This window comes from Stenotrophomonas sp., assembly GCF_032056425.1.
Lineage (GTDB): Bacteria > Pseudomonadota > Gammaproteobacteria > Xanthomonadales > Xanthomonadaceae > Stenotrophomonas.
In genome coordinates this window covers 1-12,906 of sequence record NZ_DAMBCN010000029.1, presented here as the reverse complement: position 1 = coordinate 12,906, position 12,906 = coordinate 1, and the positions used below count along the sequence as shown (strand labels likewise).

Genomic DNA, 12,906 nt, shown 5'->3' with positions numbered 1-12,906 from the left:
TGGGTTGGCACTGAAGCTGTTCCGCCGGGCATGGCCCGGCGCTACCGTCGCCGCGACTAGGCGGTGCGCGCCAATGCCAGGCGCAGCAGCCGCGCGTTCAATCGCTCGCCAAAATCCTTCGGTGCCTGCAGACCCATGCGCTGCAGGTACACCGCGTCGCCGTCACCGGCGGGCTGGCGCAGCGCCGCCCACACCGTGCGCAGGGTCGCGCTGCGTGTCTGCGTGTTGGCCTTCAACCACCCCAGTGCCTTCACCAGCACCTGTTCGATCTCGTTGAAGTCGCTGCCCAGCGGGTAGTCGGGCAGGGTGCCATCGGCGCGGAACGGCGCCAATGCCGCTGCCAGCGCCGCCGGCGTGTTGCGCTGCAGGCGCTGCGGGTCCGGTGGCTGTGTTGCACGCAGCTTGCGCGCGGCGTGTGCCTGCTGCAGCAGCCCGGCCTGGAACGGTGCCTCGGTGATGGCGGTCATGGCCTGCACGCAGTCCGCATCGGTCAATCCGCGCAGATCGGCAATGCCATACTCATTCAGATAGATATCGCGCAGGTGCCGTGGAATGGTGGTGTGCCCGTAGTTCCAGCGCACGTTCGAGGCGCGCTGGCCCTTGTCGTCGCGCGCGGCGCGGAACATCAACACGCTGCGCGCTTCCGGCAACGCGTGGGCCATGGCCACGAAGTTGTACTGGCCGCCCACGCCGGAGACCACACGCCCATCGTCCAGTGCGTCGGACACCGCGGCGCCCAGTGCAGTGGCCATCATGCAGGAATTGAAGAAGCGCGCGTGGCGGCGCTGCAGGCGCTCCAGCGTCTCGTTGCCGCCGTACAGCTGGTTGATCTCGCTGATGCGGCGCATGCCGATGGCGCGGCACTCGTCTTCCGGCAGCGTGCGCAGCCATTCGTAGAATTCCGGTGACCCCAGGTAGAACGCGCCGTGCAGGAATTCCCCCTCAGCCGCCAGCGTGGCGTGGTCGATCGACAGCGTGCTGCCGTTTTCGATGCGCTGCATCAGCGCCAGATCGTCGTGCACCTTGCGCTTGATCACCCCGGTCTGCACCAGCCGGCGGAAGCCTTCATTGAGCATCTCGCTGCAGCCATACAGGCCGACCTCGAACGGCTCCAGGCCACCGATTTCCTGTACCAGCGGGTGGCTGGCCAGCTGCGGGTCCAGCGCGTGCAGCACGCGGCGGTAACGCGCGTTGTCGGTGTGGCGCAGCACCAGCGCGTGGCTGAGTGCATCGGCCAGGGTGCCGATGCCGATCTGCAACGTGCCGCCATCGCGCACCAGGGTGCTGGCGTACAGGCCGATGGCATAGTCAGCGTCGGCCACCGGTTGCCGCGGCAGGCCGAACAGCGCGGGGTAGGGCGGTGGTGGGGTGATGACCAGATCGAAGAAGGACACATCCACCGTGGCCGAACCGCCCAGGTAGGGCAGCTGCGGATCGATCTCGGCAATCAGCAACGGGCGCGGCAGGCCGCGTGCGGCAATGGCATCCAGCGTGTCCTGGGTGATGTCGTTGTTGCAGGACAACGACAGCCGGCGATCATCCGGGCGCATCGCGACTTTCTGCACGATCACCTGCGGCGCGCGCTGCGCCACGGCATCGGCGGCGTGCGTGTAATTCAAGCTGGTGTAGCTGGACTGCGCCTGGCGCGAACCCAGCAGCGCGCCGGACTGCATGTAGAACTCTTCCACCTGCACATGTGGCGGCAATGCATCGCGGGCGATGGCATCGGCATAGGCCAGGCGCGGGAAGTCTTCACCGAAATGACGCTGCGCAAACGGCGCCATGAAGCGCGCTTCCAGGCCATCGCCACGCGCCTTGGGCGGGTTCAGCGACAGCGCCGTGTACAGTTCCAGCGGTCGCGATGGATCGCTGGCCACGCGCGCGTAGAGGGCGTTGAGCAGGCGGTGTGGCTTGCCCAGCGCCAGTGGCGCACCCACCCGCAACGGCCCGTCCACGCGCGCGAAGAGCCAATCAATGGCGGCGTCCAGGTCGGTCAGGTGTTCGGTCATGCGGCAAGATCCTGCGGGCTGGGGAGTGCGGGCATTACAGCATGTCGGGCTTGAACCGCCGTCGACGCGAGACTTCGGCCCCGGACAGCATGAACTGGCCATCGCCGCGGTAGTGGAAGGTACGCGGCAGCTTCGGCCGCGGTGCCACGTGCGCACGCACGATCTGCCAGATGAAAAGATGGTTCGACGCGACCTGGCTGTCATCGTACAGGCGGCATTCGAAGCAGGAATGGCACTGGCCTACCAGCGGCGCGGCCACGTCCCGCGCTGGCAGTGCGTCCAGCCCGAAGTGGGCGAACTTGTCGAGGTCACGGCCGCTGCAGTTGCCAATGTCCACCACCGTATCCAGCAGCTCCACACCCGGTAGGTTGATCACGCATTCGCCGCTGTCCCGCGCCAGGGCGAAGCTGTGGTTCCCGCTCCACAGATAGGTGGCCACCAGCGAAGGCGAGAAGCCCATCACCATGTGCCAGCCCATTGTCATCAGGTTGCGCTGGCCCTGTGCCGCGGTACTGACCAGCACGATCGGGCCCGGCTCCAGAAACCGGCGCGCGGCCTCGACGGGGAAGTCCTTCTTGCGCAGTGGCTTCATGCGGGCTCCGTGGACGGTGGGGTCGATGCTGTCTCCCCGGGTATGAACCGTATGTCGAGGGGCTTGACAAGGGGATCGATTACGCGCGTAATCGAATCGTCGATTACGGATGTAAACCATGAGCGCGATCAGTGAAGCCGAAGCCGTTGTGATGGAGGTGCTGTGGCAGCAGTCGCCGCGCAGTGCGGAGGACGTCGTCGCCGCGCTGGCTCACCGCAACTGGGCCGAGCCGACCATCAAGACCCTGCTCAACCGCCTGCTGACCAAGGGCGTGATTGCCGCCGAGCGCGATGGCCGTCGCTACCTGTACCTGCCGCTGCTGCAGCGTCAGGCGTGGGTGGAAGCACAAAGCGAGGCGTTCATCGGGCGTGTGTTCGATGGACGGGTGGCGCCCTTGGTCGCCCATTTCAGCGAGCGCGGACAGCTGACGGCACAGGACATCGCTGATCTGAAGAAGCTGATCCAGGAGATGGATGATGAATGAGCTGCTTGATGGACTGTGGCAGGCCAGCCTGTGGTTGGCACTGGGCGCCGCTCTGCTGGCAGCCGCGCGACCGGTGCTGGTGACGCTGGGCGGTCCGGAACTGGCGTATCGCAGCTGGTGGTTGTTGCCGCTGCTGCTGGTGGCCGTGCTGCTGCCCTTGCCGGCGTTGCCGGTGCTGCAGCACGTGCCCACGCTTCCGTTCCAGGTAGTGCCGGGCACCGTGCAAGGGCCCGCCGCGCAGCCAGCGTCGTGGTCGTGGCTGCTGGCCCTGGCCTGGGGGCTGGGCGCCGGCATGTGCCTGCTGCGCGCGCTGCGTGCGCAGCGGCGCTTCGAGCGGGGCCTGGGCAGGCTGCAGGCGCGGGCGGATGGCAGCTGGCAGGCCAATGCCGACCCGGGTCTGCCCGCGCTGGTGGGGCTGTTGCGGCCGCGCATCGTGGTCGGCCCGGCGTTCGACCAGCAGTTCGACGCCGAAGAGCAGGCCCTGATCCTGCTGCACGAACGCAGCCATCGTCGCAACGGTGATCACTGGGCCAATGGTGGCCTGCTGCTGGCGCGCGCAGTCTTCTGGTTCCACCCATTGCTGCCCTGGGCCGCGCGCCGCTTCCTGCGCGACCAGGAACTGGCCTGCGATGCGCGCACCGTCGCCGCGCAGCCCGCGCAGCGCCGTCTTTACGCCAGCACGCTGCTGAAGGCGCAGCTGGTCCACCCGGTTGCACCGATGGCCTGCCATTGGCGTAGCCAACCCGTGTTGAAGGAGCGTATTGCCATGTTGAAGCAGTCAAAGCGGAAGGCATTGCCGTGGGTGTCCGGCCAGGTGTTGCTGGCGGGCCTGTGCATGGGCGTTGCGGCGTTGGCCTGGGCGCAGCAGGGGGGCGGCGGCGTTGAGCGCGGCACGTCAGCCGCTGCGATGGATCGCGATATCCAGATCGACAAGATGCCGCCGCCCAGCTATCCGCGCTCGGCGTTCGAAAACAACCAGACCGGCGTGGTCACCCTTCGGGTGGAGGTGGACGCGCAAGGCCAGCTGACCCATGCACGGGTGCTCAGCGCGACCAACCCGGGTGTGTTCGATGCGGTATCCCTGGCCGCCGCGCGCAGCTGGACCTACCGGCCGGCGCTGAAGAATGGCGTGCCGGTGGCCGCTGCGGCGAAGGTGCCGATCACCTTCGCCATGGACGAGCATGACGCCGGCGGTGGCCGCCGATGAGGCGTGCCCCGCTGTTGCTGGCGGCGCTGCTGGCCGGCTGTGCCAGCCAGCAGCACCTGACCACGGTCGACACGCGCAACGAGAATGTCGGCCACCAGCGCCTGCAGCCTGCTGCAGCCGGCACTGCGGGACAGATACAGGCCTACACGCTGGGCGCCAGCGAAGGCTACCGGATGCCGCAGCTGTATGCCGCACCGGACCCGGTGGTGGGCGAGCGCGACCCACGCACCGCATTGCCACCGACCACGGTCTGCCTGCAGGTGGTGGTGGATGCGCAGGGCCTGGTTGAACGCAGCATGCCGCTGACCGACCGCCGTGAGTGCAGCGCAGGTTCGGCCACCGAGAATGCCCCTCTGCTGCAGGCGGCACAGGAGGCGGTCGCGCAGTGGAAGTATTCCCCGGCGGCGGTCTGCCAGTTTGCTGCAGGCAAGGTGCCGGCAAACCGCGGTGACTGCCAGGGTGCCGACAGCATCGAACCGGTTGCCGTTACCCTGCAGTACGCCTTCACCTTTGAAATCGTCAAAGGCCAGCACAGGGTGCGTACGCAGGGCAGGTAGCGCCGGGCCATGCCCGGCGGACCCTGACCGCCGCCCTCAGGCCCCGCCCTGGATGTTGGCCTTCACCGCCGGCTGCATCAGCTTCGGTTCGGCCAGGGTGGCATCGCGGGCTTCACGCACGCTCACGAAGCCGGCTTCATCCACGCCGTCGTGTACGTGGATGTTGTGTGCCCGTTGCGCGCCGATCGTGGTTTCGTTGGCGATCGCGCGCCCACCCGGGCCGTAGTCGTGGCAGACGAACACGCGGGTTGCGTCGGGCAGCGCCAGCAGGCGCTGGATCGAACGGTACAGCTGCGCCGCATCGCCACCCGGGAAATCGCAGCGTGCGGTGCCGCCATCGGGCATGAACAGCGAGTCGCCGGTGAACAGCGCATCGCCAATCAGGTAGGCGATGCTGTCGCTGGTGTGGCCCGGCACGGCAATGATGCGGCCCTGCACGGTGCCCAGCGCAAACGTTTCACCATCGGCAAAGAGGTGGTCGAAGTGCGCGCCCTGCGCGGGCATGTCCAGACCGTAGCGTGGGGCAAAGGTGGCCTGCACCGCGCGGATGCCTTCGCCGATGGCCAGTGTGGCCTGCGGGAAGCGTGCCTTCAGCCGCCGCCCGGCCGACACGTGGTCGGCGTGGGCGTGGGTTTCCAGCAACCAGCGCAGCTGCAGGCCCTGTTGTTCAAGGGCCTGCAGGAGTGGGCGCACGGGCGCGTCGCTGCTGGCGTCGGTGTCCGGGTCGTAGTCCAGGACCGGATCGATCAACGCCGCCTCGCCACTGGCCGGATCGCTGACCAGATAGCTGAAGGTGTTGCTGTCGCGGTGGAAGAAGGATTGGACCTGGACCGACATGGCGCCTCCTCAGCGGGTGCCCAGCACGCGGTTCAGCAGCTGGGCCAGGTTCTCACCGGCAAGCCGGAGCTGCGCCTCGGCCACCGGACGGTAACGCGCGGTGTATTCATCGCCGATCTTGTGCGAAGCCGGGTAAACGCCCGGTTGCGTAGAGATGCGACAACTGGCTTCGGCCCAGCGCTGCGGGTCGCGCTGCGGATTGGACTGGCGCGCCAGCTTCGGTGCCGGCAACGCACGCAGCACCGGCAGGTAGCCGGCGTCATCCAGCTTGCGGATGTTGAGCATGCCGCTGTCCCACAGCGAATGCAGGTTGGTACCGCGGTTGCCGAACTGCAGCTGGAAGTCGTTGCCGCCCTTGTCGTGGCCATAGCCGGCATGCATCGGCTGGTGCACGTCGCCGACCATGTGTACGACGAACTTCAGTGCCTGCAGGCGCTCGCCGTCGGTCAGGCTGTGGTCGCCGAGGATCGCGCTCTGCGCTTTCAGTGCCTCGACGATGCAGTTGCCGTTTTTGCAGTGCGTGGCCGGCGCGTACTGGCAGCCCTCCTCGGCGATGTTGACGTAGTGCCATCCAGCGGAGCGACGACCCAGGCCGGGGTCCTTGGCGCGCAACTGGTCGGCCCAGGGGGCGATGCTGGCCAGGGTGGCGCCGGGCTCGAGGGCCAACAGGCGGTCCACTTCGGCACGGGCCGTAGGGTTCAGCCGGGTGTCGGCCACTTCAGCCACCAGACGGTGGCCTTGTGCGCCCCAGGCATGGGCGGGCGCGGACAGGGTCAGCAGGGCCGGGGCAAGCGCGGCGGCGAGGAGCAGGGAGTGCAGGGCTTTCATCCGCCCATTCTAGCGGGGTAGGTGGATTGAAGAGCGGCGCGTTCCTGTCTGCTGGGTGCTGGCTGCAGCGCCATTGCGCTTCGAATGACCGGGCGTTGCTCCTGCTCTTGCTTGAGCTGGCACGCGCGCGGTGATGGGAATGGGCTCCGCTCCCCGCCTTGCCCCAGCTCCGGAACCACTTCAGTCCAAGGAACAAAAAAGCCCCGGCAATCACCGGGGCAACATGCTGCGAGGGTTTTGCGTGTAGCGGGGGAGCGGGGGCGAAGCCCCCGCACTCAACACACCGCTTTAGAACTTGAAGACGTACGACACGCCGTACACCAGCGGGTCGATGTTCACGGTGCCGATCTTCTCGCCGTCCAGCTTCACCTTGCTGTCGATGTCGATCCAGCGCATGTCCACGCGCAGGGCACCCTTTTCGCCAATGGCGAAGTCCACGCCGGCATGCGCGGCCAGGCCCCAGGAGTCTTCGAGCTTCAGCTTGCTGCCGGCCAGCGCGCCGGTGGTGTCTTCACTGAAGAAGGTGGTGTAGTTCAGGCCCGCACCCACGAACGGCGAGACCTTGCCCTTGCTGTTGAAGTGGTACTGCAGGGTCACTACCGGCGGCAGCTGCTTGGTGCTGCCGACCCGGCCCAGGCCGTTGATGTTGATGTCGTGCTTGAACGGCAGCGCGGCCAGCACTTCAATGCCCAGGTTGTCGGCAATGAAGTACTCGCCGGTAATGGTCGGTTTCACGTCATTGTCCACGTCCACCTTGAGGGTGCCGCCGGCCAGCGAGCCGTTGTTGGACTTCGGTGCGACCTGGTGGACGCCGGCCGAAACCGTCCAGTCGCCCTTGGACTGGGCCATGGCCGGGGCGGCAGCCAGTGACAGGGCGGCGGCCAGGCTGGCCAGGATCAGGGGGGAGTGCGTGCGCATGGGGGTGTTCTCGTTGCGGGGTTGATGGGGCCAGTGTCGGCCTCACGCCGCGCTAACGCTTTGATCCGGATCAAATCCCCGCGGCGACGCCCGCCAGCAGGGCGTCTGGCCCACGGTGGTCAGGCCCGTTTTGCTAGACTTGTGGGCCCTATCCATCCCGCCGCACCTGTCGCGGCCGCAGGAGCTTGAGAACATGGCAATCAAGGTTGGTATCAACGGTTTCGGTCGCATCGGGCGTAACGTCCTGCGCTCGGCGGTGCTGAACTTCGGCGACGACATCGAAATCGTGGCCATCAACGATCTGCTGGAGCCGGACTACCTGGCGTACATGCTCAAGTACGACTCCGTGCACGGCCGCTTCAAGGCCGACGTGGCCGTGCAGGGCAACGACCTGCTGGTGAACGGCAAGAAGATCCGCCTGACCCAGGAACGCGATCCGGCCAACCTGAAGTGGGACGAAGTCGGCGCCGACGTGGTGCTGGAAGCCACCGGCCTGTTCCTGACCAAGGAAACCGCGCAGAAGCACATCGATGCAGGCGCCAAGAAGGTCATCCTGTCGGCCCCGTCGAAGGACGACACGCCGATGTTTGTGTTCGGCGTGAACGACAAGACCTACGCTGGCCAGGCGATCATCTCCAACGCCTCGTGCACCACCAACTGCCTGGCCCCGCTGGCCAAGGTCATCAACGACAAGTGGGGCATCAAGCGCGGCCTGATGACCACCGTGCACGCGGCCACCGCCACCCAGAAGACCGTTGACGGCCCGTCCAACAAGGACTGGCGCGGCGGCCGTGGCATCCTGGAAAACATCATTCCCTCGTCCACCGGTGCGGCCAAGGCCGTGGGCGTGGTCATCCCGGAACTGAACAAGAAGCTGACCGGCATGAGCTTCCGCGTGCCTACCTCGGACGTGTCGGTGGTCGATCTGACCGTCGAGCTGGAAAAGGAAGCCACCTACGCCGAGATCTGCGCCGAAGTGAAGGCACAGAGCGAAGGCGCGCTGAAGGGCATCCTGGGCTACACCGAAGACAAGGTGGTGGCCACCGATTTCGTCGGTGAAACCCACACCTCGGTGTTCGATGCCGACGCCGGCATCGCCCTGGACGGCACCTTCGTCAAGCTCGTGTCGTGGTACGACAACGAGTGGGGCTATTCCAACAAGTGCCTGGAAATGGCCAAGGTCGTCGCGGCCAAGTAAGGCCCGCGAAGATCGCCGAACGAACCCCGGCCTGGCCGGGGTTCGTCGTTTATGCGGGCCGGGCATGCCGTAGCATGGCGGGGTCGACCGCTGCCGTTGGGGCGCGGGTGCGGAGGAAAGACACGCAATGGAAGCCTTGATCGTTCTGGCGGTACTGGCACTGCTGGCCATCCCGCTGCTGCTGGTGGTGGCCCTGGTGATGATTGCCGGGCTGCGCCGCCGCGTGGCCGCGCTGGAACAGGCTGCTGCCACCAAGCCTGCGGTGTCGACTACGGAACCGCCAGTGGCCAAGCCCGTGCCGCGTCCGGCTGCGTCCGCCATGGCCGAAGCGCCAGCGCCTGTCGCCGTCGCGCCCGCCGCGCCCGCACAGCCTGCGGTGCCGCCGCGCAGACCCGCACCGCCGCCGCCGCTACCGCCTGAGCCCGCGCTGCCGCCACTGCCGGCCGAGCCGGTACTGCCCAACGTCATCGAACGCGCGGCCGCCGCCGTCAAACGCTGGTTCACCGAAGGCAACGTGCCGGTGAAGATCGGCATGCTGGTGCTGCTGGCGGGCGTTGCGGCGCTATTGAAGTACGTCAGCGACCAGGGCTGGCTGGTGGTGCCCATCGAGCTGCGCCTGGCCGGCATCACGGTGGCCGCGCTGGGTCTGCTCGGCTTCGGCTGGCAGCAGCGCGAGCGCCGCCGCATGTTCGCCCTGGCGCTGCAGGGCGGGGCGATCGGCGTGCTGCTGCTGACCGTGTTTGCGGCATTCAAGCGCTACGAACTGCTCAATGCCGGGTTCGCCTTCGGCAGCTCCATCGCCCTGGTGGCGGGGCTGTGCGTACTGGCGGTGCTGCAGAACTCGCGCACGCTGGCGGTGCTGGGCATCCTGGCTGGGTTCATGGCGCCGCTGTGGCTGTCCACCGGCAGCGGCAACCATGTGGGCTTGTTCAGCTACTACGCGGTGCTCAATGCCGGCATCTTCGCCATTGCCTGGTTCCGCCCGTGGCGCGCGCTGAACCTGCTCGGCTTCGCCTTCACCTTCGGCATCGGCACGTTCTGGGGCGTACTGCAGTACCGGCCCGAGCAGTTCGCCAGCACCGAGCCGTTCCTGCTGCTGTTCTTCGCGTTCTATCTGCTGATTCCGCTGCTGTACGCACGGCGCCAGCCGGCGGCGCGGCGTGATCTGGTCGATGGCAGCCTGGTGTTCGGCACGCCGTTGGTGGCGTTCTCGCTGCAGGCCGGCATGCTGCACACCCAGCCGATGACGCTGGCCCTGTGTGCGTTGGGCCTGGCCGCGATCTATGCGGTGCTGGCCCGTGCGCTGCTGGCGCGCGCGTCCTACACCGTGCTGGCGCAGTCGCATGCGGTGCTGGCGGTGGGCTTTGCCACGCTGGCGGTGCCGCTGGCGCTGTCGGCGCGTGCCACCGGCGCGGTGTTCGCGCTGGAAGGGGCGGGCCTGGCGTGGCTGGGGCTGCGCCAGCAGCGTTGGCTGCCGCAGGTGGCTGGCGCGCTGCTGCAGCTGGGCGCGGCCTTCGCCTTCGTGGTGGGCGCCGATTACTGGCACGACGATGGCCGCTTCCTGCTCAACCCCACGGCAATCGGCGCGCTGCTGCTGGCGCTGGCCGGGTTTGCCTCGGCATCGAGCTACCAGCAGCGCAGCCGCCATGACGTGGCGCTGGTCTATTACCTGTGGGGCCTGCTGTGGTGGTTTGGGGGGTCTGCCCATGACATCGCCCGGTTCCTGCCGTTGCTGTCGCAGGCTGACGCGCTGCTGGTGCTGGTGGCGGTGACCGGCTGGCTGGCCGCCGAAGTGCAGTACCGTCGTCCCGCGCGCGCGCTGGGGCTGACCGCGCTGGGCATGCTGGCGCTGGCCTTCCCGGTGGCGCTGTGGCAAAGCGATGCCCATCACCAGCCGTTTGCCGGTTACGGTGCGCTGGCCTGGGCCGTGTTCGCGGTGCTCGGCGTGCGTTCGCTGCTGTGCCTGCGCCGCGGCGAAGGCTGGGTGGCGTCCATCGCCCAGTTCCTGTGGCTGCTGCTGTGGCCGACCCTGGTGTCATTGCTGGCCCTGTGGGGCGGTGATGCTGCGGCGCTGGCGCAGGGCTGGACCACCCTGCTGGTGGCGCTGCCGTGGTTGCTGCTGGCGGCGCTGTCGCTGTGGCGCTGGCGGGCCTTGAGCTGGCCGCTGGGCGAGGCCTTTGCAGGCGCACGATCGCCGTTGCAGACCCTGGTGTTTGCGCTGCTGGGCGTGGCCTGGGTAGCGGCGCTGCTGCAGCCGGGCGATGCGGCACCGTTGGCCTGGCTGCCGGTGCTGAACCCGGCCGAGCTGACGCAGTGGCTGGGGCTGCTGCTGGGGGCTTACTGGCTCTACACCGACGAGGCGCCGATCGAACTGCGGAAGCTGCGGGTTCCGCTGCTGGCCGTGGTCGGCTTTGTCACCCTCACCAGCACCGTGCTGCACGGCGTGCATCACTGGGGCGGACTGTCGTGGAACAGCCGCATGGCCCATTCCAGCCTGGCCCAGACCAGTCTGACGGTGCTGTGGAGCGTGCTGGGCGTGATTGCCTGGGTGTGGGGCTCCAAGCGCGGCCAGCGCGTGCTGTGGATGGTGGGCGCGGTGCTGATGGGCGTGGTGCTGGCCAAGCTGGTGCTTGTTGATCGCCAGCACCTGGGCAACCTGCTGGGTATCGCATCGTTCATTGCCTACGGCCTGCTGTGCACGGTCGTGGGCTATCTGGCGCCGGCCCCGCCAGCGGCGCCATCCGTGGAGAAAAACGCATGAAAACGTGGAGCGCAGTGCTGTTGCCGCTGCTGCTGGCCGTCACCGGCAGCGTTGCCGCACAGGCGAGCGATTACCGCCTGCATTACGCCGAGCAATGGCCGTTGAGCCTGTCCAGCGCGCAGTCCGGTGCTTACCGGGTGGTGTTGGAGCCGGCCATCTATCGCCGTGCGGGAACGGCCGATCTGGCCGACCTGCAGGTGTTCAACGCGGCCGGGCAGGCACTGCCGTCGGCGCTGCTGGCTCCGGACCAGCCACTGGCGCAGGCACCGGTGCAGCGCGAACTTCCGTGGTTCGCCCTGCCGCCGCTGGCAGACGCACAACGCAACGATCTGCAGCTGCTGACCGAGCGCGATACCGACGGCCGCGTGCGTCGGGTGGAAGCGCGCGTGGGCGCTGGCGCGGCCGCGAGCGGGCAGGGCGGCTGGCTGGTGGACGCCAGCGTGCTGGGCCAGCAGCCGCTGGCGGCGCTGGTGCTGGACTGGGCCGACAGTGACCAGCCACTGCAGGCACAGGTGCAGGTGGACGCCAGCGACGATCTGCAGCACTGGCGTGCGGTCGCGCGCGACGTACCGCTGGTGGACCTGCAGCGTGCCGGCAAGCGCCTGTTGCAACGTCGCCTGCAGATTGATGGCACCACCCGCTACCTGCGCATCCTGCCGCAGGGCAGTGCGGCACTGCCGGCGTTGCGCAGCGTGCTGGCCGAACTGCCGCCGGCGCCGGCCACGGTGCCCTGGGAATGGGTGCCGCTGCAGCCGCGCACGCAGGGCAAGGGCGAATTCACCTTTGAGCTGGATGGCCGTTTCCCGGTATCGCGCGCCGATGTGGCCAGCACCGGCAACAGCCTGGTGCAGTGGACGCTATACAGCCGCAACGATGCTGATGCCGAATGGCAACGTCGCAGCGCGCCGTGGATCGCCTACCAGTTGCAGCAGGGCGCGGCAGGCCAGCGCCAGCAGTCGGCCTCGCAGCCGCTGGCGGGCACCTGGCGCGATCGCTACTGGAAGCTGGTGGCCGATCCCGCGCAGACCGGCGGCACGCCGACGCTGCGCCTGGGCTACCAGCCGGAAGTGATGGTGTTCCTGAGCCAGGGCGCTGCGCCGTATGCATTGGCCGTGGGCAGCGCCACGGCACGTCGCGCCGAAGCACCGATCACGGTGCTGATCGAAGAGCTGCGCCAGCGCAACGACCCGGCCTGGCAGCCCACGTTGGCGCGTTTCGAAGGCAGCCCGGAAGTGCTGGCCGGAGAGGCGGCGCTGCAGCCACAGCGCGACTGGAAGGCATGGTTGCTGTGGGCGCTGCTGGGGCTGGGCGTGCTGGTGGTCGGTGGTCTGGCCATCAGCCTGCTGAAGCAGAAGCCCGCGCCTTCGGCGTAGTGTCCTGCCAACGGCGCAGCCCCTCGTGGGTGGTTGGTTGGTCGCGTAGAGCAGAAGCCGCGCTTGGCCGGGCGGGTGGGCTGGGCAGGGGACGCCGCAAGTACGTCCGTGTAGCAACTGTGTTGTGGGATGGGATTTTGGC

General features: G+C 68.0%; 11 protein-coding genes. 6 read left to right on the top strand and 5 right to left on the bottom strand.

The genetic code is table 11. The annotated features are described in order from the left end of the window. Positions 1 to 56: 56 nt before the first annotated feature. Together RTY46_RS16750 and RTY46_RS16745 are read right to left on the bottom strand one after the other, a co-directional pair. Positions 57 to 2,009: an acetyl-CoA hydrolase/transferase C-terminal domain-containing protein gene (locus tag RTY46_RS16750; protein WP_312709803.1), complete on the bottom strand. Its 1,953-nt coding sequence runs from the start codon at positions 2,007 to 2,009 to the stop codon at positions 57 to 59. Positions 2,010 to 2,043: 34 nt separating this feature from the next. Further along, complete coding sequence (locus RTY46_RS16745; protein WP_312709801.1) at positions 2,044 to 2,601, bottom strand: flavin reductase family protein; 558 nt, start codon at positions 2,599 to 2,601, stop codon at positions 2,044 to 2,046. Between the two features lie 118 nt (positions 2,602 to 2,719). On the opposite strand from RTY46_RS16745, the gene RTY46_RS16740 reads away from it, so the two are divergent. From RTY46_RS16740 to RTY46_RS16730, 3 genes are read left to right on the top strand one after another with little or no spacing between them, the layout of a single operon-like run. After that, entirely contained in the window at positions 2,720 to 3,085 is a 366-nt protein-coding gene (locus RTY46_RS16740; protein ID WP_312709800.1) for a BlaI/MecI/CopY family transcriptional regulator, read from the top strand. Beyond that, positions 3,078 to 4,292 (top strand): TonB family protein, encoded by a 1,215-nt coding sequence (locus tag RTY46_RS16735; RefSeq protein WP_312709799.1) that lies wholly within the window; start codon positions 3,078 to 3,080, stop codon positions 4,290 to 4,292. Before RTY46_RS16740 ends, RTY46_RS16735 begins: the two co-directional genes overlap by 8 nt. Beyond that, entirely contained in the window at positions 4,289 to 4,849 is a 561-nt protein-coding gene (locus tag RTY46_RS16730; protein WP_312709798.1) for a hypothetical protein, read from the top strand. The genes RTY46_RS16735 and RTY46_RS16730 overlap by 4 nt, the downstream gene beginning before the upstream one ends. A gap of 36 nt (positions 4,850 to 4,885) precedes the next feature. Here the strand turns inward: RTY46_RS16730 and RTY46_RS16725 are convergent, their stop codons facing one another. From RTY46_RS16725 to RTY46_RS16715, 3 genes are all read right to left on the bottom strand, one after another. Continuing rightward, entirely contained in the window at positions 4,886 to 5,686 is an 801-nt protein-coding gene (locus tag RTY46_RS16725; protein WP_312709797.1) for an MBL fold metallo-hydrolase, read from the bottom strand. Between the two features lie 9 nt (positions 5,687 to 5,695). Beyond that, on the bottom strand, positions 5,696 to 6,514 hold the full coding sequence (locus RTY46_RS16720) for a S1/P1 nuclease (RefSeq protein ID WP_312709796.1): 819 nt from the start codon (positions 6,512 to 6,514) through the stop codon (positions 5,696 to 5,698). A 288-nt stretch (positions 6,515 to 6,802) separates the two neighbouring features. Beyond that, positions 6,803 to 7,432, bottom strand: a complete 630-nt coding sequence (locus RTY46_RS16715; RefSeq protein WP_312709794.1) for an OmpW family outer membrane protein — start codon at positions 7,430 to 7,432, stop codon at positions 6,803 to 6,805. A 193-nt stretch (positions 7,433 to 7,625) separates the two neighbouring features. Here RTY46_RS16715 and gap point away from each other — a divergent pair, with 193 nt between their 5' ends. From gap to RTY46_RS16700, 3 genes are all read left to right on the top strand, one after another. Then, positions 7,626 to 8,630 (top strand): type I glyceraldehyde-3-phosphate dehydrogenase, encoded by a 1,005-nt coding sequence (gene gap, locus RTY46_RS16710; protein WP_079222994.1) that lies wholly within the window; start codon positions 7,626 to 7,628, stop codon positions 8,628 to 8,630. Between the two features lie 127 nt (positions 8,631 to 8,757). After that, positions 8,758 to 11,391 carry a DUF2339 domain-containing protein gene (locus RTY46_RS16705; RefSeq protein ID WP_312709792.1) on the top strand — a complete coding sequence of 878 codons (2,634 nt, stop codon included), beginning with the start codon at positions 8,758 to 8,760 and terminating at the stop codon, positions 11,389 to 11,391. Then, positions 11,388 to 12,764 (top strand): DUF3999 domain-containing protein, encoded by a 1,377-nt coding sequence (locus RTY46_RS16700; protein WP_312709790.1) that lies wholly within the window; start codon positions 11,388 to 11,390, stop codon positions 12,762 to 12,764. The genes RTY46_RS16705 and RTY46_RS16700 overlap by 4 nt, the downstream gene beginning before the upstream one ends. Positions 12,765 to 12,906 lie beyond the last annotated feature (142 nt).